The organism is Caloramator sp. mosi_1 (genome assembly GCF_028622835.1).
Taxonomy (GTDB): Bacteria; Bacillota; Clostridia; order Clostridiales; family Caloramatoraceae; genus Thermobrachium.
Genome location: NZ_CP117677.1, coordinates 865249 through 889422 on the forward strand (window position 1 = coordinate 865249; position 24174 = coordinate 889422).

Below are 24174 nucleotides of genomic sequence, written 5' to 3' on the forward strand. Positions count from 1 at the left end.
GCACAGCCTATATGATCAAGCCCTCGACCTATTAGTACCAGTCAGCTAAACGCCTCACGACGCTTACACCTCTGGCCTATCAACCTGATGTTCTTTCAGGGGTCTTACTAGCTTAACGCTATGGGAAATCTCATCTTGAGGTGGGCTTCGCGCTTAGATGCCTTCAGCGCTTATCCCTTCCGAACTTGGCTACCCAGCTGTGCCACTGGCGTGACAACTGGTGCACCAGAGGTTCGTCCATCCCGGTCCTCTCGTACTAAGGACAGCTCCTCTCAAATTTCCTACGCCCGCGACGGATAGGGACCGAACTGTCTCACGACGTTCTGAACCCAGCTCGCGTGCCGCTTTAATGGGCGAACAGCCCAACCCTTGGGACCTACTTCAGCCCCAGGATGCGACGAGCCGACATCGAGGTGCCAAACCTCCCCGTCGATGTGGACTCTTGGGGAGATCAGCCTGTTATCCCCGAGGTAGCTTTTATCCGTTGAGCGATGGCCCTTCCACTCGGTACCACCGGATCACTAAGCCCGACTTTCGTCACTGCTCGACTTGTCAGTCTCACAGTTAGGCTCCCTTCTGCCTTTGCACTCTACGCGCGATTTCCAACCGCACTGAGGGAACCTTTGGGCGCCTCCGTTACTCTTTAGGAGGCGACCGCCCCAGTCAAACTGCCCGCCTAACAATGTCCCGTGACCAGATTCATGGCCTCCGGTTAGAGCTTCAGTATCATCAGGGTGGTATCCCAACGTCGGCTCCATAGCGCCTAGCGACGCTACTTCTCTGCCTCCCACCTATCCTGTACAGACAATACCGAAACTCAATGCTAAGCTGCAGTAAAGCTCTACGGGGTCTTTCCGTCCAATCGCGGGTAACAAGCATCTTCACTTGTACTACAATTTCGCCGGGTCCCTTGTTGAGACAGCGCCCAGGTCGTTACGCCATTCGTGCGGGTCGGAACTTACCCGACAAGGAATTTCGCTACCTTAGGACCGTTATAGTTACGGCCGCCGTTTACTGGGGCTTCGGTTCAAAGCTTCGCTTGCGCTAACCTTCCCCTTAACCTTCCAGCACCGGGCAGGCGTCAGCCCCTATACATCGTCTTTCGACTTAGCAGAGACCTGTGTTTTTGCTAAACAGTCGCCTGGGCCTATTCTCTGCGGCCTACCTTGCGGTAGGCACCCCTTCTCCCGAAGTTACGGGGTCAATTTGCCGAGTTCCTTAACAAGGGTTCTCCCGCTCGCCTTAGGATTCTCTCCTCACCTACCTGTGTCGGTTTGCGGTACGGGCACCAGCATCCTCGATAGAGGCTTTTCTCGGCAGTGTGAAATCAGCTGCTTCGTCTTACGACTCCCCATCAACACTCAGCTTATCCTCCCGGATTTGCCTGGGAGGCACGCCTTGTGCCTTGGACACACATATCCATCAGTGTGCTCAGCCTATCCTCCTGCGTCACCCCATCTCTCAAACGGCTACTGGTGGTATCGGAATATCAACCGATTGTCCATCACCTACGCCTTTCGGCCTCGGCTTAGGTCCCGACTAACCCTCAGCGGACGAGCCTTCCTGAGGAAACCTTAGGTTTTCGGCGAATAGGATTCTCACCTATTTCTCGCTACTTATGCCAGCATTCTCACTTCTTAGCAGTCCACCAGTCCTTCCGGTCTGACTTCTACCCGCTAAGAAAGCTCCCCTACCACCCGTTAGGGTCCATAGCTTCGGTGGTATGTTTGAGCCCCGGACATCTTCGGCGCAGGACCTCTCGACCAGTGAGCTATTACGCACTCTTTAAATGAATGGCTGCTTCTAAGCCAACATCCTGGTTGTCTTGGAAATCCCACATCCTTTTCCACTTAACATACACTTTGGGACCTTAGCTGATGGTCTGGGCTGTTTCCCTTTGACCACGGATCTTATCACTCGTAGTCTGACTCCCGGGCATCAAGATCATGGCATTCGGAGTTTGATAAGGTTCGGTAACCTAGACGGCCCCTAGCCCATTCAGTGCTCTACCTCCACGTCTCTAACCCGAGGCTAGCCCTAAAGCTATTTCGGGGAGAACCAGCTATCTCCGAGTTCGATTGGAATTTCTCCGCTATCCACAGCTCATCCCATGGTTTTTCAACACCAACGTGGTTCGGGCCTCCAGTGAGTTTTACCTCACCTTCACCCTGTCCATGGATAGGTCACCCGGTTTCGGGTCTACGGCATGCAACTTTTCGCCCTTTTCAGACTCGGTTTCCCTACGGCTTCACACCTTAAGTGCTTAACCTCGCTACATACCGTAACTCGCTGGCTCGTTCTACAAAAGCACGCCGTCAGGCCTTAACGCCCTCCGACTGCTTGTAGGCACACGGTTTCAGGTTCTATTTCACTCCCCTCCCGGGGTTCTTTTCACCTTTCCCTCACGGTACTATACGCTATCGGTCACCAGGTAGTATTTAGCCTTGGGAGGTGGTCCTCCTGCTTCCCACAGGGTTTCACGTGTCCCGTGGTACTCTGGATCAGGTCTAGCTTAAATTCTCTTTCGCCTACAGGGCTATTACCTTCTGTGGCCGGCCTTTCCAGGCCTCTTCGACTAGAGATTTTAAACCGTTATGACCTGTCCGCAACCCCAGAGTTTCCTCTGGTTTGGGCTCTTCCCCTTTCGCTCGCCGCTACTTAGGGAATCGATTATTCTTTCTCTTCCTCCGGGTACTTAGATGTTTCAGTTCCCGGGTGTGCCCTCCTTAACCTATGGATTCAGTTAAGGATACCTAGTGTTTACTAGGTGGGTTCCCCCATTCGGACATCTGCGGATCACAGCCTGTTTGCGGCTACCCGCAGCTTTTCGCAGCTTACCACGTCCTTCTTCGGCTCCTGGTGCCAAGGCATCCACCATGCGCCCTTTGTAGCTTGATCTTACAAAGAACTTGTTACCTTTGGCTGTGCAGTTTTCAAAGAACTTTTTTGCTTAAACTAAAAGACGTATCCTATTTAAAAGCGTCTTTAATCGAAGGGACTTCGGCCTTTCGGCTCCGGGGCAATTTAAACGCTAATTTGATTAGCTAAATTGCCCGCCGAAATCCATTCAGGATTTCGGCCCCTCAAAACTAAACAGCGAGAGCTATTTCCTCTTAGAAAGGAGGTGATCCAGCCGCAGGTTCTCCTACGGCTACCTTGTTACGACTTCACCCCAATCACCAGCCCCACCTTCGACAGCTGCCTCCCTTGCGGGTTAGCCCACTGGCTTCGGGTGTTGCCGGCTCTCATGGTGTGACGGGCGGTGTGTACAAGGCCCGGGAACGTATTCACCGCGGCATGCTGATCCGCGATTACTAGCAACTCCAGCTTCATGTAGGCGAGTTGCAGCCTACAATCCGAACTGGGACCGGTTTTTGAGATTAGCTCCCCTCGCGGGTTTGCAACTCATTGTACCGGCCATTGTAGCACGTGTGTAGCCCAGAGCATAAGGGGCATGATGATTTGACGTCATCCCCACCTTCCTCCTGGTTAACCCAGGCAGTCCCTCTAGAGTGCCCAACCGAATTGCTGGCAACTAAAGGCAAGGGTTGCGCTCGTTGCGGGACTTAACCCAACATCTCACGACACGAGCTGACGACAACCATGCACCACCTGTCTCACCGTTCCCCGAAGGGCACCCCCGTGTTTCCACAGGGTTCGGTGGATGTCAAGCCCTGGTAAGGTTCTTCGCGTTGCTTCGAATTAAACCACATGCTCCGCTGCTTGTGCGGGCCCCCGTCAATTCCTTTGAGTTTTAATCTTGCGACCGTACTCCCCAGGCGGGGTACTTAATGCGTTAGCTGCGGCACAGAGGGCTTCGCCCCTACACCTAGTACCCATCGTTTACAGCGTGGACTACCAGGGTATCTAATCCTGTTTGCTCCCCACGCTTTCGTGCCTCAGCGTCAGTTACAGTCCAGAAAGCCGCCTTCGCCACTGGTGTTCCTCCCAATCTCTACGCATTTCACCGCTACACTGGGAATTCCGCTTTCCTCTCCTGCACTCTAGCTCTCCAGTTTGAGTGCAGTTCCTGGGTTGAGCCCAGGGATTTCACACCCCACTTAAAGAGCCGCCTACGCACCCTTTACGCCCAGTAATTCCGGACAACGCTTGCCACCTACGTATTACCGCGGCTGCTGGCACGTAGTTAGCCGTGGCTTCCTCCTCCCTTACCGTCATTATCGTCAGGGAAGACAGAGCTTTACAACCCGAAGGCCTTCATCGCTCACGCGGCGTCGCTGCGTCAGGGTTTCCCCATTGCGCAATATTCCCCACTGCTGCCTCCCGTAGGAGTCTGGGCCGTGTCTCAGTCCCAGTGTGGCCGACCACCCTCTCAGGCCGGCTACCCATCGTCGCCTTGGTGAGCCGTTACCTCACCAACTAGCTAATGGGCCGCGGGCCCATCCTTGAGCGGAATTAACCTTTGGCTAAGACGCCATGCAGCATCTTAGCGTTATGCGGTATTAGCAGGCCTTTCGACCTGTTATCCCACTCTCAAGGGCAGGTTACCCACGTGTTACTCACCCGTCCGCCGTTGAGGTTCAAGAAGCAAGCTCCTATCCCCTCCGCTCGACTTGCATGTGTTAGGCACGCCGCCAGCGTTCGTCCTGAGCCAGGATCAAACTCTTATGTTATAACCTAGCTTTTATTTGGTACGTTCGCTCTCGCTGTTCAGTTTTCAAGGACCGTTGACGCTTATTTATATTATCACGTCTTTTTATCTATGTCAACTACTTTTTTGTTTCTTATCTCGTCGCCCTCGCGACGACTTTTATATAATATCACGCGATTAAATATTTAAACAAACAAAAAGAGAAGAAATTCAGGGTTTAAATCTTTATTTCTTCTCTTTTATCTTATTTCTCTTTTTTCTTAATTCAACACTCCAGGTTGTGTTGATATTCATCTATAATATTAGGTTCAACGTGTACCATACAGTGCTTTATATTTTCAATTCTGCTTTCTAAAATGTCGTGTACATCTTCTGCTATTTGATGTCCATCCTTAACAGTTAAATTTTCATCCACTAATATTTCTAAATCAACATATATTCTATGCCCAAATATTCTTGTCTTAAGATTTTTAATTCCCTCTACTCCTGTTACTCCCAGAGTTAACTCTTTTATTTTTTCACAAGTATCCTTATCCGCAGACTCATCAACAAGCTCTTTTGTTGCCTTTATATAAAACTCTATTCCAACTTTGACTATAAAAAGCTTACTATGATTGCAGCTAATGGGTCGAAAAATTTATATCCTAATCGTGCTACAAATATACCTATAAAAGTACCTACTGATGAAAAAGCATCTGAACGATGATGCCAAGCATCAGCTTCTAATGATATACTCTTTATCTTTTTGCAATAATAATTGTATACCAATACATTCCCTCTTTTACTAAAATAGATACCAACGCTGCTATTAATGCAAGTTTACCTGGAATATCTGTATCCCCAGAAATTAAATTCTTAGCACCTTCATATCCTATTAAAGCACCAGTTAAAATTAATATTATACTTATTATTTTAGCAAATACAGGCTCAAATTTTTCGTGCCCATATGGATGCCCTTCATCTTCTTTTCTTGAACTTATTTTAAGCCCTAATATTACAACAAAAGTAGCCAAAACATCTGATAAAGTATGAACACCATCTGCAACCATTGCAGCACTTTTACCTATTATTCCTGCAAAAATTTTAAATAGACATAAAAAATATTTATGGCAATTGTAATTATAGAAGCCTGTATTCCAAGTTTTTCTCTTTCCATACCAATCACTTCCTTTTCAATTGAAATAAGCTTATATACTAAATTATATACTTCAAACCTTGTAGATTCTACTTAAAAAACGAAATTAATTTTTATCAATTGATAATAACTTTAATTATTATTTAAATTACAAATTGTACCATATGTCCATTAATTCTTTAATATATTTCACTTTTAAAAACTATATATAAATAAAAAAGCTACTAAATTTAATGCTTAGTAGCTTATATTTAGTAGTTATGCTAATGTTTTAAGAGTTTTTAAATCAAGTATTGTAAGTTCCTTACCATCTATTTCAATTATTCCTTCACTTTTAAATTTAAAAAGAGTCCTTGTTAAAGTTTCACGAGTTAATCCAACCATATTGGCCATATCTGTTCTTGAAATATCTAATTGTATTTTAGACCCTTCCTTTATCTCTACGCCCTTAATTTTGAAAAGATGCATTATTAGCGTTGCTGTCTTTTGGCTTGAATCCTTAAGAGAAAGATTTTCAATCTGCATAGCAACCATCCTTAACCTTTTTGCCATAATCTTTACAAGTTCAACCGCTATCTTTGGATGTTTTTCTAAAACCTCTTCAAGCTTTTTATTATCTATTACATATACAACTGTGTCTTCAATTGAATCTGCACTTGCAGGATATGGACAAGCTTCAAAGATACAAGATTCTGCAAAAACATCTCCATCAGTCATAATATGAATTATATGTTCTTTTCCATCTTGACTTGTTTTATAGATTTTTACTTTTCCCTTTTTCACAACGTATACAGCCTGAGCTCTATCCCCTTCTACAAATATATTACTTCCTTTTTATACTCTCTTTCTATTAATATCTGTGAGAGTTTCGTAAGACTATCCTCATCAAGGGCAGAGAAAAATTTCAGTTTCTTTAATATTTTATCCATATTTATCCTCCTAAAGCACTTCTAATATTGTAATTTACAATTTGCCTTCTACCCATTTAATCTATTCTGTTATTCATTTTAACTTAATTTGCAACAGAAGTCACCCATTTCTATTAATGGGTTATGAATATTATTGTGCAGATCTCATCTTTAGAATATATTTAGGAATATATTTAGTATAAGAAAAATATAAATACAACAAAAATCAAGATTTATTTGCCTTATAAAAGATAAAACTTCAAATATAGTCAATCTAATAAGAAGAATTACCCTTATCACTAATCATCACATCTATAACTTGAAAGAAAGCAAAAATTAAATAAAAAGAGGTTGCGATTACAACCTCCTACATTCAAAGTGGCTCCACGGAGAGGACTCGAACCTCCAGCCCTTCGGTTAACAGCCGAATGCTCCACCATTGAGCTACCGTGGAATATTTTATTTTATCCGGCAACGACCTACTCTCCCACACCGTACAGTGCAGTACCATCGGCCCTGCGGAGCTTAACCTTCGTGTTCGGAATGGGAACGGGTGTTTCCTCCGCGGCATTGTCACCGGATTAGTTCTTTCAAAACTGCACAGCCTATATGATCAAGCCCTCGACCTATTAGTACCAGTCAGCTAAACGCCTCACGACGCTTACACCTCTGGCCTATCAACCTGATGTTCTTTCAGGGGTCTTACTAGCTTAACGCTATGGGAAATCTCATCTTGAGGTGGGCTTCGCGCTTAGATGCCTTCAGCGCTTATCCCTTCCGAACTTGGCTACCCAGCTGTGCCACTGGCGTGACAACTGGTGCACCAGAGGTTCGTCCATCCCGGTCCTCTCGTACTAAGGACAGCTCCTCTCAAATTTCCTACGCCCGCGACGGATAGGGACCGAACTGTCTCACGACGTTCTGAACCCAGCTCGCGTGCCGCTTTAATGGGCGAACAGCCCAACCCTTGGGACCTACTTCAGCCCCAGGATGCGACGAGCCGACATCGAGGTGCCAAACCTCCCCGTCGATGTGGACTCTTGGGGAGATCAGCCTGTTATCCCCGAGGTAGCTTTTATCCGTTGAGCGATGGCCCTTCCACTCGGTACCACCGGATCACTAAGCCCGACTTTCGTCACTGCTCGACTTGTCAGTCTCACAGTTAGGCTCCCTTCTGCCTTTGCACTCTACGCGCGATTTCCAACCGCACTGAGGGAACCTTTGGGCGCCTCCGTTACTCTTTAGGAGGCGACCGCCCCAGTCAAACTGCCCGCCTAACAATGTCCCGTGACCAGATTCATGGCCTCCGGTTAGAGCTTCAGTATCATCAGGGTGGTATCCCAACGTCGGCTCCATAGCGCCTAGCGACGCTACTTCTCTGCCTCCCACCTATCCTGTACAGACAATACCGAAACTCAATGCTAAGCTGCAGTAAAGCTCTACGGGGTCTTTCCGTCCAATCGCGGGTAACAAGCATCTTCACTTGTACTACAATTTCGCCGGGTCCCTTGTTGAGACAGCGCCCAGGTCGTTACGCCATTCGTGCGGGTCGGAACTTACCCGACAAGGAATTTCGCTACCTTAGGACCGTTATAGTTACGGCCGCCGTTTACTGGGGCTTCGGTTCAAAGCTTCGCTTGCGCTAACCTTTCCCCTTAACCTTCCAGCACCGGGCAGGCGTCAGCCCCTATACATCGTCTTTCGACTTAGCAGAGACCTGTGTTTTTGCTAAACAGTCGCCTGGGCCTATTCTCTGCGGCCTACCTTGCGGTAGGCACCCCTTCTCCCGAAGTTACGGGGTCAATTTGCCGAGTTCCTTAACAAGGGTTCTCCCGCTCGCCTTAGGATTCTCTCCTCACCTACCTGTGTCGGTTTGCGGTACGGGCACCAGCATCCTCGATAGAGGCTTTTCTCGGCAGTGTGAAATCAGCTGCTTCGTCTTACGACTCCCCATCAACACTCAGCTTATCCTCCCGGATTTGCCTGGGAGGCACGCCTTGTGCCTTGGACACACATATCCATCAGTGTGCTCAGCCTATCCTCCTGCGTCACCCCATCTCTCAAACGGCTACTGGTGGTATCGGAATATCAACCGATTGTCCATCACCTACGCCTTTCGGCCTCGGCTTAGGTCCCGACTAACCCTCAGCGGACGAGCCTTCCTGAGGAAACCTTAGGTTTTCGGCGAATAGGATTCTCACCTATTTCTCGCTACTTATGCCAGCATTCTCACTTCTTAGCAGTCCACCAGTCCTTCCGGTCTGACTTCTACCCGCTAAGAAAGCTCCCTACCACCCGTTAGGTCCATAGCTTCGGTGGTATGTTTGAGCCCCGGACATCTTCGGCGCAGGACCTCTCGACCAGTGAGCTATTACGCACTCTTTAAATGAATGGCTGCTTCTAAGCCAACATCCTGGTTGTCTTGGAAATCCCACATCCTTTTCCACTTAACATACACTTTGGGACCTTAGCTGATGGTCTGGGCTGTTTCCTTTTGACCACGGATCTTATCACTCGTAGTCTGACTCCCGGGCATCAAGATCATGGCATTCGGAGTTTGATAAGGTTCGGTAACCTAGACGGCCCCTAGCCCATTCAGTGCTCTACCTCCACGTCTCTAACCCGAGGCTAGCCCTAAAGCTATTTCGGGGAGAACCAGCTATCTCCGAGTTCGATTGGAATTTCTCCGCTATCCACAGCTCATCCCATGGTTTTTCAACACCAACGTGGTTCGGGCCTCCAGTGAGTTTTACCTCACCTTCACCCTGTCCATGGATAGGTCACCCGGTTTCGGGTCTACGGCATGCAACTTTTCGCCCTTTTCAGACTCGGTTTCCCTACGGCTTCACACCTTAAGTGCTTAACCTCGCTACATACCGTAACTCGCTGGCTCGTTCTACAAAAGCACGCCGTCAGGCCTCAACGCCCTCCGACTGCTTGTAGGCACACGGTTTCAGGTTCTATTTCACTCCCCTCCCGGGGTTCTTTTCACCTTTCCCTCACGGTACTATACGCTATCGGTCACCAGGTAGTATTTAGCCTTGGGAGGTGGTCCTCCCTGCTTCCCACAGGGTTTCACGTGTCCCGTGGTACTCTGGATCAGGTCTAGCTTAAATTCTCTTTCGCCTACAGGGCTATTACCTTCTGTGGCCGGCCTTTCCAGGCCTCTTCGACTAGAGATTTTAAACCGTTATGACCTGTCCGCAACCCCAGAGTTTCCTCTGGTTTGGGCTCTTCCCCTTTCGCTCGCCGCTACTTAGGGAATCGATTATTCTTTCTCTTCCTCCGGGTACTTAGATGTTTCAGTTCCCGGGTGTGCCCTCCTTAACCTATGGATTCAGTTAAGGATACCTAGTGTTTACTAGGTGGGTTCCCCATTCGGACATCTGCGGATCACAGCCTGTTTGCGGCTACCCGCAGCTTTTCGCAGCTTACCACGTCCTTCTTCGGCTCCTGGTGCCAAGGCATCCACCATGCGCCCTTTGTAGCTTGATCTTCATTAAGAACTTGTTACCTTTGGCTGTGCAGTTTTCAAAGAACTTTGGACCTTACGGTCCCTGAAGACTAAACAGCGAGAGCTATTTCCTCTTAGAAAGGAGGTGATCCAGCCGCAGGTTCTCCTACGGCTACCTTGTTACGACTTCACCCCAATCACCAGCCCCACCTTCGACAGCTGCCTCCCTTGCGGGTTAGCCCACTGGCTTCGGGTGTTGCCGGCTCTCATGGTGTGACGGGCGGTGTGTACAAGGCCCGGGAACGTATTCACCGCGGCATGCTGATCCGCGATTACTAGCAACTCCAGCTTCATGTAGGCGAGTTGCAGCCTACAATCCGAACTGGGACCGGTTTTTGAGATTAGCTCCCCTCGCGGGTTTGCAACTCATTGTACCGGCCATTGTAGCACGTGTGTAGCCCAGAGCATAAGGGGCATGATGATTTGACGTCATCCCCACCTTCCTCCTGGTTAACCCAGGCAGTCCCTCTAGAGTGCCCAACCGAATTGCTGGCAACTAAAGGCAAGGGTTGCGCTCGTTGCGGGACTTAACCCAACATCTCACGACACGAGCTGACGACAACCATGCACCACCTGTCTCACCGTTCCCCGAAGGGCACCCCCGTGTTTCCACAGGGTTCGGTGGATGTCAAGCCCTGGTAAGGTTCTTCGCGTTGCTTCGAATTAAACCACATGCTCCGCTGCTTGTGCGGGCCCCCGTCAATTCCTTTGAGTTTTAATCTTGCGACCGTACTCCCCAGGCGGGGTACTTAATGCGTTAGCTGCGGCACAGAGGGCTTCGCCCCTACACCTAGTACCCATCGTTTACAGCGTGGACTACCAGGGTATCTAATCCTGTTTGCTCCCCACGCTTTCGTGCCTCAGCGTCAGTTACAGTCCAGAAAGCCGCCTTCGCCACTGGTGTTCCTCCCAATCTCTACGCATTTCACCGCTACACTGGGAATTCCGCTTTCCTCTCCTGCACTCTAGCTCTCCAGTTTGAGTGCAGTTCCTGGGTTGAGCCCAGGGATTTCACACCCCACTTAAAGAGCCGCCTACGCACCCTTTACGCCCAGTAATTCCGGACAACGCTTGCCACCTACGTATTACCGCGGCTGCTGGCACGTAGTTAGCCGTGGCTTCCTCCTCCCTTACCGTCATTATCGTCAGGGAAGACAGAGCTTTACAACCCGAAGGCCTTCATCGCTCACGCGGCGTCGCTGCGTCAGGGTTTCCCCATTGCGCAATATTCCCCACTGCTGCCTCCCGTAGGAGTCTGGGCCGTGTCTCAGTCCCAGTGTGGCCGACCACCCTCTCAGGCCGGCTACCCATCGTCGCCTTGGTGAGCCGTTACCTCACCAACTAGCTAATGGGCCGCGGGCCCATCCTTGAGCGGAATTAACCTTTGGCTAAGACGCCATGCAGCATCTTAGCGTTATGCGGTATTAGCAGGCCTTTCGACCTGTTATCCCCCTCTCAAGGGCAGGTTACCCACGTGTTACTCACCCGTCCGCCGCTGAGGTTCAAGAAGCAAGCTCCTATCCCCTCCGCTCGACTTGCATGTGTTAGGCACGCCGCCAGCGTTCGTCCTGAGCCAGGATCAAACTCTTATGTTATAACCTAGCTTTTATTTGGTACGTTTGCTCTCGCTGTTCAGTTTTCAAGGACCGTTGACGCTTATTTATATTATCACGTCTTTTTATCTTGTCAACTACTTTTTTGTTTCTTATCTCGTCGCCCTCGCGACGACTTTTATATAATAACATACAGGAGAAATTGATTGCTATTATAATTTGTCATTTAATTAAATTAGATATATTATTTTATTATTTTTCTTCTAATTTCTTATTTTTCTTATATCGATATGCCAGGATTAGTTGATTCTACATTTTTTATTATTTACCCATATATTTTTTATTATTCATACCAAAAATAATTTTTCATTTCTTATAAAGCGAACAGAACAAATTAAGAAAAAACAATAAACTTCATTTAAAACCATTGAAATAAAATACAGCAAAAAGCAAAGTAAATTTCATCCGCTTATATCATAAATTATATTTTAAAGGGGTAATACCTTACCCTTCAAAAATCCCTCATTAAACAAAAACACCTAAAGGAGCAAAATCCTTTAGGTGTTTTTTCATTATTACTTTTCACCACAAAGTTCAAGAAGTCTTTCCCATCTTCTGTCAACTTCTTCTTGAATCTTAGCTACAATATGTTCATTTTCTGGCTTTAATAGGTGCTTAAATCTTCCTTGAAGCTTTAACCATTCAGTTATTGGTTTCTTTTCAGCTGGCTTGTAGTTTAGTTTGTAAACTCCATTTTCAACTTCATATAGTGGCCAGAAGCAAGTTTCAACAGCCGCCTTAACAACGTCAAGTTCAGTTGCTGTATCACATCTCCAACCTCTTGGACAAGGAGTTAATACATTCATAAACTTAGCACCCTTTATGCTGAATGCCTTTTCTGCCTTATTGTATAAGTCAAACATATACTTAGTTCCTGGTATAACTGGAACTGATTGAGCAACATATGGAATATGATGTCCTACCATTATCTCAGTTAAATCTTTTCTAAATTGTTGCTTACCTGGTACAACCTTTCCTGCTGGTGATGTAGTTGTATCCGCACCAAATGGAGTAGCTGATGATCTTTGAATACCTGTGTTCATATATGCTCCGTTGTCATAGCATACATAAAGTAGGTCGTGTCCTCTTTCCATAGCACCTGAAAGTGATTGAAGACCGATATCGTATGTTCCACCGTCTCCACCAAATGCTATAAACTTATATGTATCATTAACCTTTCCTTTTCTTTGGAATGCTCTGTAGCAAGCTTCTGCACCGCTACCAGTTGCAGCTGCGTTTTCAAATGCTGTGTGTATCCAAGAATCCTTCCAAGCTGTGTATGGATATAAACAAGTTGAAACTTCAAGACATCCAGTTGCATTTGATATAACTGCCTTTTCATCATCTTTAAGTGCCTTAAGTATCCAATTTACTACCATTGGGGCACCGCAACCTGCACACATTCTATGTCCACCAGTTAATCTAACCTTCTTTGCTGAAAGTTCCTTTAAATTTGGCATGATGGCACCTCCTATTCTCTTACACCAATGTAGTTGTAAACTTCATACTTGCCAGTTTCAATAGCATTAAATAGATTGCTGTAAACTTCTTCAAAATTATATGTTGTAACGTCTCTTCCTCCAAGACCATAGATGTAGTTTTGTACTATCTTTCCATCTGCTTTTCCATACATAGCACTTACTACTTCATTGAATAATGGTCCACCTGCTGCATTGAAACCATCAACCTTATCCATTATTGCAACAGCCTTGACATTCTTTAGAGCTTCAGCTATTTCTTCAACTGGGAATGGTCTAAATACTCTAACCTTTATTAAACCAACCTTCTTGCCTTGAGCTCTTAAAGCATCAACAACAGTCTTTGCAGTACCTGCTGATGAGTTAATTAAAACTATAGCAGCTTCTGCATCTTCCATCTTATATTCTTCAAAGAAACCATACTTTCTTCCTGTTAACTTTTCATATTCAGCAGCAACTTCAAGAATAACCTTCTTAGCATTCTTCATTGCTTCTGCTTGTAATCTCTTGTGTTCAAAATAGTGATTTGGTAAATCAAGTGGTCCCATTGATACAGGTTCTTGACCAATTAATGCAAATGGAGCCTTTCTTTCTTCTCCAACAAACGCCTTAACATCTGCATCATCAAGCATTTCTAAGTTTTCAACAGCGTGGCTTGTAATAAATCCATCATAACATACCATTACTGGTAGTTGTACATCTGGATGTTCTCCTATTCTAACTGCTTGCATTAGGTTGTCATATGCTTCTTGTGCATTTTCACCATATAGTTGTATCCAGCCTGAATCTCTTGCACCCATTGAGTCTGAGTGGTCGTTATGTATGTTAATTGGTCCTGAAAGTGCTCTGTTTGTTACAGCAAGAACCATTGGTGTTCTCATTGACGCTGCAACATATAAAACTTCCCACATAAGTGCAAGACCTGCTGATGCTGTAGCAGTCATAACTCTACCACCTGCAGCTGCAGCACCTATACAAGCTGACATTGCACTATGTTCTGATTCAACTGGTACGAATTCAGTTGTAACCTCACCATTTGCCACAAATTGTGAGAAATATTGTGGAACTTCTGTAGATGGTGTTATAGGGAAAGCAGCAACAACATCTGGATTTATTTGTTTCATACCAAATGCAACTGCTTCATTACCACTTAATGATACTCTCTTTGCCATTGCCTAATTCCTCCCCTCATTATTCTTCTGGTACAAAGTCAAGGGCACCGAACTTACATTGTTTTGTACAAACTCCGCATCCCTTACAGTGGTCAAAATCAAAACCTACAAGCTTGCCACCTTCAACCTTTATTGAGTTGTCTGGACAAACAACCCAGCAAAGTAGACAGTGCTTACATTTATCTTCATACCAAACTGGTCTCATTGCTCTCCAGTCACCAGTTTTGAAATCTTCTGCATTACCAGCATCTACGATTACTCCACCTGGTGTAGTTTCTTTCCAAGTTGTTTCATTTGTTATGTTAACCTTTCTTTCCTTATTCATTTCCCTTCACCTCCTCAAGTGCTCTCTTAACAGCTTCCATATTTTTGGAACAACGTGAGGTTTGTTAGCAAACTTATGCTTAAATGATGCCTCTATATCATTTAAGAAAGTTTCAACAGGGATAACTCCTGTTATCTTAACAACAGCAACTAACATTGGAGTATTTGGGAAATATGCTCCAAGTGTTTCTTCTGAAATCTTTCTTGCATCTATTGTATATACTCTTCCATCGTAGTTTAATTCCTTTTTAATTTCTTCAGGTGATTTTGCAGTATTTACAATTACTGCACCACCCTTTTAAGTCCTGCTGTAACAGGTACAGACTTAATTAATGTTTCATCAACAACTACCACATAATCTGGTTCATAAATGTTGCTATGTATTGATATAGGTTCATCACTTATTCTGTTGTATGCAGTAATTGGTGCACCCATTCTTTCTGGGCCGTATTCTGGGAAACCTTGAATATACTTTCCAGTATTAAAAGCTACTTCTGCAAGTAAAAGTGAAGCTGTCTTTGCCCCTTGGCCACCACGACCATGCCAACGAATTTCAACTAGCTTTGACATTAAATTATCCTCCCTTCACACTCTTTTATATAACAGAAAATTCTGAACAAGCCTGTTATAATATAATTTATGTTCCTTGTACTATAACAGCGTGTACACTCCTTATAATACAAGGCTTTTCATTACAACAGCCTGTCAATTAAAATTGTAACAGACTCAAAATATCCTGTCAATAAACTTAACTAAAAAATTCGACTTATCTAAAAATTTGTTAATTTGTTAACACTCTATGCTTAAAATAAATGGACAAGTAAATCTTGTCCTTATTTTAAAATATAGCCCATTCTAAGAGGAATATAAGACCAAAACCAGGAATACCAAGCACTCCTGTGCATATGGCTGTAAATAAGTTAAGAGGAATTGTTATGTTAATTTTTGACCTATTATATTAAATGCAAAAATTATAAGGGCACCTATAACTGTTTTTAAAATAAATTTAATAATTATTAATGATTTCTCCTTTAATGCCATAACAAATAGTAAAAGTAAAAAACAACCATTACATATATGACAATATTAATATCAATTTGTAAAGGCATACATTCCCCTAAAATACTTGTTTGTTATAATTTATATGCATCAATAGTTAACTATATTATTAATTCTTTTTGCAACTTTAAAAAGATAACTCAATCTTGCAAACTCAACCTTTTCTTTAAAAATTGCATAATCAATCATATCAGGATCTGTGGAATACATAAATATATCCTGTGCACTTTTAATTTCTAATATGGTATTTTCTATTTCTCTTTTACTTCTAACAATTCTTTGTTTTCCTGAACCTTTTGTGTGCTTATAACCTTTATTGCCTTTTCTAATAAATCAATGGTTGAAACGTGTCCATCCATTTTAACCCCTCCTAAATTTTCTCATTTAAATTATTAACAACTTTAGGACAGGTTATACATATATAAGAAAATAATGTAAAAAGAAAGGAAGGGTTAAAACCTTCCTCTTTTAGTTTACTGTATGGATTTATAGATTTTGGTATGATATTATCCTTAGATAAACTCACTAAAAATATCTAATTTCAAGTAAGTATTTTAGGATAGTACAAATTAATAAACTTTGTTCTATAACCTTAGATTGTTTTTTCTACTTTCTATTGCCTTAATCCATTCATTAACACCATTAACTACAAAAACTTCATTCTTACCTTCTACAGTTTCAACTTCAATTCCTTTTTTGAATAATTTAAAAATTGGTACTACTTTTGTTTTTTAATTTGTGATAATGGAATTGTAATTTGATGGCAATTAAAATTATACCTATGAGTCTGAAAAATAAGTTCATTCTCAGTTAAAAACAACCACCCACCTGCTGATTCAAAATTTATAAAATGATTCGCAGGACCTTCATAAACTATTTTTTTATCTCTTGTTATTTCTGATGCAATCCTTTTAAACTTTTTACTTTGAATATATATAAAAATGTAAAGAACATTCCAAATATAATTCCACACAATAATCCTTGCAATATCCCTTTAATGAAAGATAAATTTATCTTGAATTCGGCAAGTAAATTTTAAAAAGTTTCTACTTGCCATTTTTGTTTTCTTTATGAATAAATTTACATTTATTATGATATTTTATACCGTTAGGTCTTTTTTGAGTATACTTAATAAACCCAAATAACATTTGGATTTTTAAGGGAATTTATTGTTTTTATTTTACTATTAAGTATAAACTGTTATCATTTTTCTACTAAAAATATGTATTTGTTTTTGAATATGAGTAATGATTTTTTCTAATAAGCAATTATTTGAAAAACTTAAATATCTATAATATTTGCTGCCGCAAACATTACCACAAACTCTATAAAATATTCTTCTTAATGTACTAATTTCATGATGTTGTACTTCCTTAGGCATGATTGCTTGTTTAAACCAGTTATGAATGTTATATGCTATCATTTTTATTAAAAGGTACAATTCATTGCATTTATGATTTACTAAACTATTTTCGCTAAAGGCATAGCCTTCTTTTATTTCATCTATATTATTTTCAACATCACATCGTTGATTATAATCTTGAAATATTTCTTCAGGTGTTAAATAATTTATATTTGTTACTATTGCTTGATATTTATATTTACATTCTTCGAACATTAACTGATTCATATTTTTGGAATAATTTTTTCTCTTATAATCACAAATCTTCTTGCTCTTTGCCATTTAGGCAATGGAACTGTAATTTCTGTAACAGATAAAGTAGAACTTATATCGTGCCATATATAATCCTTTGGATTATTATTTATAAAATCTATTATCATTTTAACAGTAGAATACATTTTACATTTAACAACATATTCTATTCCATTATCTTCAAAATATAAAAAGTTTTCTTCATCAAAAACCTCTATCAAGTCTAACTCTTTTAAGAATATATCTTGAAGGAAGCTGGTTTACACAACTCTTAAAGAAATCTAAAAATTTATAATTACTATGGTGTCTACCATTTTCAAGAGTAATGTTAAGTAATTCATCAGTTCCTGAAATAAACCCAACTTTTTCTTTAAATGATGGTCTTCCATTGTACCTTGGATTATATCCTATTCCTGATTTTTCTTGATTACCAAAGATAGTTATAACAGTATCATCAATATTAATACAAACCTCGCGTACATCTTCAGTTGAAGACTTTAAGTCAAGTATTTTTTATTTATAGTTCTTAATTCTTCTAAAGTTTCTGTTGGTAAAGCTTTTAAGAGATCTCTACATACTTTTTCACTGGGTAATTTATCTACACCTTTAAACTTTTTATATCCTTCATCATTTCTTAATGTTTCAATGTGCATAAATCTTGAGAAACCAAGAATATTTGCATCAATCATGTATTCTATAATTTCTGCAGTATTAAAAGTAGAATTAGCGGCCTTCTTATAGGTTACGCCTTTTTCTAAAATAGTTGGTAATCCTATTATTTGTTTAAAGGATTCCACATAAGAAAAAGTTGCTACAGAAGTAACTTTGGTATCATTAAATTTTGCTTTCATGTTCAAAAATCTAATTTTCTTCTTTAAATTTTTTGATTTTGTTGTAAACTATCCATAGAAATCACCCTTTTGTGTTTTAGTTTTGCAATTATATTTTAACACTTAAAAGGGATGATTTCTTTTAATTTTTGAACAAAAATCCTTTAATTCCAATGTCTTTCGGCATTACTTGCCGAATACAAGATTAAATAATATTTAAAATAATGTATTAAAGAATGGAGGAAAATAATATATAAATTTTCCTCCATTCCCCTCTTCCTCCCTATTCTCTTTTTATTTACACCTTATTTTATACCCTATATCCTATTACTTATTCTTTTTTCATACAAAAATAGTCCCACTATTTTAGTGGGACTATAATTATTTTTCTATAGCCATTTTTATATTATCATTATTTCTATTAAGTTTTCCTCCAACCTTTGAGAAGTATAAAGCACCTGTAGTTCCATCAGCTATAAATTCTCTTCCATCAAGTATATAAAATTTACCTACATCAAGTGTTCCACTTCTACCTAACATATTATCCCATATTTCCTCCCATCTTGTTGGGAAGTAAAATTTTAAAATTTGTGGATGTATCCAGTTCTTTTTGACTTTGGAATGCATAAAGTGGGTCTGTTGAAAATTCTACTGGTCCACTTCTAAATGCTATTCCATAATCTACACCTTCGTTTGAATTATTAAACAAGAAAATTGATTCCCATCCACCATTTCTACCTGATGGAGAGTATGCAACAGTAAGTTTATCAGCTCTCATATATTTCATTTCAAGATACTTTATCATTGTTTCTGTATCTTTTTGCCAATTGTCAGTTGCCTTTAAATTAGCTGGTAATACTGGCATAACCCAACCTGATTTAAAACCTCTATTGTTTTCAAATACAAGCATATCGTTGTCTGGTCCTGGTGTTCCAAGTTTAGGAACAAACATGCCTTTAAATGGCTTTCTCATCCAATAATCGTAAATAGGATTATTAGTTTTATCAAGGTAATAGTATTCAGGTTTTTCTCCTCCATTTGCTACAGTATCAAATGTTAATTTGCTTACAGCTCCTTCTCCCCTAATATATAAGCCTTGGATACATTTTTTCATTTATATAACCTTTGTAGTATATATCTATATTTTCATTTGCAGTTAATAGTATAGGTGCTTTTTTCTCCTTTGCTAAACACACTCCACTTAGTGCATCAGGAAAGTTTAATCCATTTGCTACTATAACATAATCGTTAAATTCATCTTTAAAATACTCTGCTATCTTCTTAGATGTATCGTATCTATCCCCTCCACCTATTCTTATTATATCTATATTCTCATTAATACTCTTAATCCTATTTACTACACTATTAGATACAACACCTGTTCCTCCTATTACAAAAACCTTATTTGCCTTTTCTATATACTTTACACTACTTTCTCTTATATTATCCTTTGATACAAGTACTATTGGATAATCTTTTATAGCTGATATTGAACTTATCGATAAGGCATCTGCAAAACTTTCTCCATTAACAACTATTATTGTGCTAAAATCATCAAGTTTTGAATTGGTTTTGTCATTAGTATCATATCTATCTACTCCACCTATTCTTTCAACTTCAAAACCAAGTTCTATAATCTTGCTCTCTACGCCTTCTCCTATTACTCCTGTTCCCCTAATATATAACATTTTCCTCCTTGTTTTAGGTTGTTTTTAATATAGCTTTCTATATCTACATCTATTTTTCTTTATCAACTAATAATATGGGTGCTTCATATTTTGATGATAGTGCTGATGCTCCTAAACTATCAGGAAAGTTATTACCATAGGCTATGATTAGGTTATCATACTTTTTCCCTCTCAGCTCATAATGTTTCTTGGCTATATTTGCTGATGTTTTATACCTATTTTGCCCACCTATTCTTTCAACTTTAACTGTTTTTGCATTTGTTACTATCCCTTTACATGAAGTCAAAATCATAAACATAGACATTGTAAGAGATACTATTCTTTTGTTCATATTTAATCCTCCTTGTTGTCATATATTTAGTTATTATTAAATACTTCCCATAAGTCTTTAGCCATCTTATAAATATCCTCATCATTTATTAAAGCTCTATTAAACCAATAAGCAAAAATATTAATTATTTCCCCTTTAAATTTTTCAAAATCCTTGATACTTTTACATCTATTTAATATATCTATTATTTCAGGTTCATACTCGTCTTCATTGAAACCCAAATATATTCCCATAGGGTCATATTTATTTACAATATCTTTAACATTTAAGAACATCTTGTCATTTCTGTTTATCCAATTTCTCATAAAACAAACCTCCATATAACAACTTTAATTAATGCAAGACATTAAATTGATATTAAAGATATTATTACTTTATATTCTATTTTCTGTATATTGATAGATATATATATTATTATACTATAAATATAATATTTTAAAAATACTACCTTTTCTCCTCTTAAATTCCTTAATCCTAAATACTTGTCCCTACTATGTTTTCGTAAAATAAACTCCTTCAAAATCCATCCCCTCAACCCTTGAAAAATCTACATCCCATTTTTATCCATAAAATAAAGTTCTTCAAAATCCTCAATTTAATTTCCAATTTTTATCCTCTTTTTCCATTTTCTCTTGTCGAATCGTAAAATAAAGTTGTTCAAAATTAGGGCTATAGGAGATAGAGTTTTATAGGAGATTAGGGGATAGGGGTTAGGTAAAAAGGAGGGTATCCTTTCCACATTAAAATCTTAATTATTTCTCAATTAATTCCCAATAAAATCCCCCTTATTCCTATTCCCTAAAAACCTTATTCCTATCCCCCAAAACCCTTTAAAATTCTAATATTCTCAATTATTCTCCTATAAAATTCCCAATTAAATATCCTATTTCCTTAATCCTAAATTCCTATCACCTAAAACTGCAATTAATATCCTAATAAATACCCCTATATCCTATCAAAACAATAAAAATAGAAACTAAAAAGGAAGAAGCAAAAAATGCTCTTCCTTTTTTGAACAAGTTTATTTTCTTTTGAAGAAGTTTAACTGGAATTGAAGGAGTTTATTTGAGCAAGACACAAAAACTACAAATTTATATCTCTCTTCTTCCCTCAAGTGCTTTAAGAAGCGTTACCTCATCAGCATATTCTATGTCCCCACCTACTGGAATTCCGTGGGCTATCCTTGAAACTTTTATTCCAAGAGGTTTTATAAGTCTTGCTATATACATAGCTGTAGCTTCTCCCTCAACATTGGGATTTGTTGCAATGATAACTTCCTTTACTTCATCATTCATTCTTGATATTAGCTCTTTTATTTTTATGTCATCTGGTCCAATACCAAGCATTGGCGATATTGCACCGTGGAGTACGTGATATAATCCTTTATATTCCTTTGTTCTCTCCATAGCAATAACATCCTTAGGTTCCTGAACAACACAAATTGTACTTCTATCCCTTGAAGTATTAGCACATATTACACAGGGATCTGTATCAGTCAAATTCCCACAAACAGAACAATATTTTATTGTCTCCTTTGCTTCGATTATTGAATCTGCCAGAGATTGTACATCTCTCTTGTCCATATTTATAATATAAAAAGCAAGCCTCTGGGCTGTCTTTGTTCCAACACCCGGAAGCTTTGAAAGTTCTTCAATTAGTTTTGCAACTTTAGTAGGATAAAACAACTAACTCACTCCTTAGAAAAGACCAGGCATATTTAGCCCACCTGTAAGTTTGCCCATTTCATTTGCCATCATTTCTTCTGCCTTCTTTAGAGCTTCATTTACAGCTGCTAAAACTAAATCCTGTAGCATTTCAACATCATCTGGATCAACAACTTCACTATCAATAACTATATCAACTATTTCCTTCTTACCATTTGCAACCGCCTTAACCTTTCCACCACCAACAGTTGCTTCAACAGTTTGTTGTTCAAGCTTTGCTCTCATTTCTTCTATTTGCTTTTGAAGTTTTTGAGCTTGTTTTAAAAGATTATTCATATTTCCACCCATCGGGGGCATTCCACCTTTAAACATATAAAAACCTCCCTTATTTCACTATCATTTTATTATATTCACTTTACCCTCTTATTGTACCAGTTAGTTTTTACTAATTCAACGATAAACTACTCCATAACCTCAACTAAATCGTCTCCAAATATGTTTTTACCCTTTCAATTTCTTCCTCCATTGGGTCACCTAAAATTCTAAACTCAAATTTTACATCCTTCTTTAAAACCTTTGAAAAATACTCTTCAACCACCTTTTTATTTTCAACCTTTTCAAGATTATCTTTGCTGAAGGAATATTTCTTATCAAAACCAATTACTATTTTATTGCCCTTTGTCTCTACAACATCCCCTGGCTCAAGATATGCATACACTATCATCTTTTGTTAGCCTTAAGTAGGTTTAATACATCGTGCCAGTTTGCTCTAACTTCATTTATAGATACATCAGCTACAGGAAGTTCCTCTAAAACCTCTTCCCTTTTGACTTTTGTCTCCTCTACCTTTTAGGTGAAACAGGCTTTTGCTTTGGAGGTTGCGGCTTTGCCTCTGCACTTTGAACTACAAAACTTCCCTCTCTTATTTTTTCCTCCAAAGTATTAAGCCTTGACATTATAGTTTCAACCGATATATCATATTCCCTCTTACAATATCTTATTACAGTCATCTCAAGAAGTATTCTCCACTGGTTTGTAACCTTTGTTGAGTTTTCTGTTTCAACAAATAGGTTAATCGCCCTCATTATTTCTTCACTTCTTAGTCTCCTTGACTGTTCAACTAATCTATTTATAGTATCTTTACTTAAATCAAGTATTTCCTCTGGATTTTTACTAACCTTTGCAAGAAGTAGATTTCTAAAATGCCTTGTCATATCCTTTATAAACTGAACTACATCCTTACCGCTTAATATAACTTCATCAATAGTCTTTATTGCACCCTCTATGTTTCTTTCTATCATAAAGTCTACTAAATTAAAAATATATTCATTTGATGTAAGCCCAAGCATCTCTGAAACTCTTTGGTATTCAACTTTACCATCAGACATTGCAATTGCCTGGTCTAATATTGAAAGGGCATCACGCATAGCACCATCTGAAACTCGTGATATAAGTTCAAGTGTTTCATCATCACAAAGAGCACCTACTTGATTGACAACACCTCTTAATCTAAAAACCATATCCTTTGTTGTTATTCTCTTGAAATCAAACCTTTGGCATCTTGAAAGTATTGTAGGGGTACCTTTTGAGGATCTGTCGTTGCAAGTATAAAAATAACGTGCTTTGGAGGCTCCTCTAAAGTTTTCAATAGTGCATTGAAGGCACTCTGGGAAAGCATATGAACCTCATCTATTATATATACCTTATATCTTGCTCTATGGGGTGGATACTTTACATCCTCAATAAGTTCCCTTACATTTTCAACCCTATTATTTGAGGCAGCATCAATTTCAAAAACATCAATCAACGTTCCTGCATTTATTTCCCTACACATTTCACATTCATTACAAGGTTCTGCATCAATAGGATTAAGACAGTTTACCGCCTTTGATAAAATCTTTGCCGTTGATGTCTTACCTGTTCCTCGAGTTCCACAAAATAGATATGCGTGTGGAACTTTATTTTGTAATATTTGATTCTTAAGAGTTCTAACTATATGTTCCTGCCCTACCACCTGGCTAAAGTTTTGTGGTCTAAACTCTCTATAAAGGGCTTTATACATATTATCACCCCTTAAATAATTATAACCAATTATTTTACCTGTGAACTACCCCCACCTATAGAGGTGGTGGCTTCGTGGTCAAGGCAACTTCTGTTGCCAGTTTACCCACGCTCAAAGGGCTGTTCCTTCC

Annotated in this window: 18 protein-coding genes, 1 tRNA gene, 5 rRNA genes and 3 pseudogenes; all 27 read right to left on the reverse strand. The window is 40.2% G+C overall.

The features are described 5' to 3' along the window. Positions 1-11 precede the first annotated feature (11 nt). A 23S ribosomal RNA gene (locus tag PL321_RS06210) occupies positions 12-2898 on the reverse strand. Positions 2899-3117: 219 nt separating this feature from the next. After that, positions 3118-4634: ribosomal RNA gene (locus PL321_RS06215) — 16S ribosomal RNA — on the reverse strand. The 16S and 23S rRNA genes sit together here, the layout of an rRNA operon. A gap of 243 nt (positions 4635-4877) precedes the next feature. Then, complete coding sequence (locus PL321_RS19725) at positions 4878-5249, reverse strand: cation diffusion facilitator family transporter (protein WP_337961103.1); 372 nt, start codon at positions 5247-5249, stop codon at positions 4878-4880. After that, complete coding sequence (locus PL321_RS19730; protein ID WP_337960977.1) at positions 5207-5380, reverse strand: cation transporter; 174 nt, start codon at positions 5378-5380, stop codon at positions 5207-5209. Before PL321_RS19730 ends, PL321_RS19725 begins: the two co-directional genes overlap by 43 nt. Further along, positions 5350-5661, reverse strand: a complete 312-nt coding sequence (locus PL321_RS19735; protein ID WP_337960978.1) for a cation diffusion facilitator family transporter — start codon at positions 5659-5661, stop codon at positions 5350-5352. The genes PL321_RS19730 and PL321_RS19735 overlap by 31 nt, the downstream gene beginning before the upstream one ends. Positions 5662-6005: 344 nt before the next feature. Then, the gene (locus tag PL321_RS06225; RefSeq protein WP_273963881.1) at positions 6006-6530 is read right to left on the reverse strand and encodes a Crp/Fnr family transcriptional regulator; all 525 of its coding nucleotides are present in this window, start codon (positions 6528-6530) and stop codon (positions 6006-6008) included. Between the two features lie 504 nt (positions 6531-7034). Further along, positions 7035-7109 (reverse strand) — tRNA-Asn (locus PL321_RS06230). Positions 7110-7121: 12 nt separating this feature from the next. Continuing rightward, positions 7122-7236: ribosomal RNA gene (rrf, locus tag PL321_RS06235) — 5S ribosomal RNA — on the reverse strand. Positions 7237-7264: 28 nt separating this feature from the next. Further along, positions 7265-10150, reverse strand: a 23S ribosomal RNA gene (locus PL321_RS06240). Between the two features lie 97 nt (positions 10151-10247). Continuing rightward, positions 10248-11764, reverse strand: a 16S ribosomal RNA gene (locus PL321_RS06245). A 533-nt stretch (positions 11765-12297) separates the two neighbouring features. Next, the gene (locus PL321_RS06250) at positions 12298-13242 is read right to left on the reverse strand and encodes a thiamine pyrophosphate-dependent enzyme (protein ID WP_273963882.1); all 945 of its coding nucleotides are present in this window, start codon (positions 13240-13242) and stop codon (positions 12298-12300) included. Positions 13243-13253: 11 nt separating this feature from the next. Continuing rightward, entirely contained in the window at positions 13254-14432 is a 1179-nt protein-coding gene (gene porA, locus PL321_RS06255) for a pyruvate ferredoxin oxidoreductase (protein WP_273963883.1), read from the reverse strand. A 19-nt stretch (positions 14433-14451) separates the two neighbouring features. Next, complete coding sequence (locus tag PL321_RS06260) at positions 14452-14757, reverse strand: 4Fe-4S binding protein (RefSeq protein ID WP_273963884.1); 306 nt, start codon at positions 14755-14757, stop codon at positions 14452-14454. Further along, positions 14750-15326: pseudogene (locus tag PL321_RS06265) on the reverse strand (2-oxoacid:acceptor oxidoreductase family protein). The gene PL321_RS06260 and the pseudogene PL321_RS06265 overlap by 8 nt, the downstream one beginning before the upstream one ends. 268 nt (positions 15327-15594) lie before the next feature. After that, on the reverse strand, positions 15595-15699 hold the full coding sequence (locus PL321_RS21100) for a pro-sigmaK processing inhibitor BofA family protein (RefSeq protein ID WP_443110753.1): 105 nt from the start codon (positions 15697-15699) through the stop codon (positions 15595-15597). A gap of 206 nt (positions 15700-15905) precedes the next feature. Beyond that, on the reverse strand, positions 15906-16025 hold the full coding sequence (locus tag PL321_RS06270; protein WP_273963885.1) for a hypothetical protein: 120 nt from the start codon (positions 16023-16025) through the stop codon (positions 15906-15908). 508 nt (positions 16026-16533) lie between these two features. Continuing rightward, positions 16534-16788 carry a hypothetical protein gene (locus tag PL321_RS06275; protein WP_273963887.1) on the reverse strand — a complete coding sequence of 85 codons (255 nt, stop codon included), beginning with the start codon at positions 16786-16788 and terminating at the stop codon, positions 16534-16536. Positions 16789-17001: 213 nt separating this feature from the next. Continuing rightward, a pseudogene (locus PL321_RS06280) lies at positions 17002-18335 on the reverse strand (IS1380 family transposase). A 345-nt stretch (positions 18336-18680) separates the two neighbouring features. After that, positions 18681-18839 carry a hypothetical protein gene (locus PL321_RS06285; protein WP_273963888.1) on the reverse strand — a complete coding sequence of 53 codons (159 nt, stop codon included), beginning with the start codon at positions 18837-18839 and terminating at the stop codon, positions 18681-18683. Position 18840: 1 nt separating this feature from the next. Further along, positions 18841-19413, reverse strand: coding sequence for a hypothetical protein (locus PL321_RS06290; RefSeq protein ID WP_273963889.1), 573 nt, complete (start codon positions 19411-19413; stop codon positions 18841-18843). After that, complete coding sequence (locus PL321_RS06295) at positions 19382-19987, reverse strand: cell wall-binding repeat-containing protein (protein WP_273963890.1); 606 nt, start codon at positions 19985-19987, stop codon at positions 19382-19384. Before PL321_RS06295 ends, PL321_RS06290 begins: the two co-directional genes overlap by 32 nt. A gap of 49 nt (positions 19988-20036) precedes the next feature. After that, positions 20037-20318 (reverse strand): cell wall-binding repeat-containing protein, encoded by a 282-nt coding sequence (locus PL321_RS06300; protein WP_273963891.1) that lies wholly within the window; start codon positions 20316-20318, stop codon positions 20037-20039. 26 nt (positions 20319-20344) lie between these two features. Beyond that, positions 20345-20623, reverse strand: coding sequence for a DUF1871 family protein (locus PL321_RS06305; RefSeq protein WP_273963892.1), 279 nt, complete (start codon positions 20621-20623; stop codon positions 20345-20347). Between the two features lie 41 nt (positions 20624-20664). Continuing rightward, positions 20665-20838, reverse strand: coding sequence for a hypothetical protein (locus PL321_RS06310; protein ID WP_273963894.1), 174 nt, complete (start codon positions 20836-20838; stop codon positions 20665-20667). 571 nt (positions 20839-21409) lie between these two features. Continuing rightward, on the reverse strand, positions 21410-22003 hold the full coding sequence (recR, locus tag PL321_RS06315; RefSeq protein ID WP_273963896.1) for a recombination mediator RecR: 594 nt from the start codon (positions 22001-22003) through the stop codon (positions 21410-21412). 12 nt (positions 22004-22015) lie between these two features. Then, positions 22016-22354 (reverse strand): YbaB/EbfC family nucleoid-associated protein, encoded by a 339-nt coding sequence (locus PL321_RS06320; protein WP_273963897.1) that lies wholly within the window; start codon positions 22352-22354, stop codon positions 22016-22018. An 89-nt stretch (positions 22355-22443) separates the two neighbouring features. After that, positions 22444-24044: pseudogene (dnaX, locus tag PL321_RS06330) on the reverse strand (DNA polymerase III subunit gamma/tau). Positions 24045-24174: the final 130 nt, after the last annotated feature.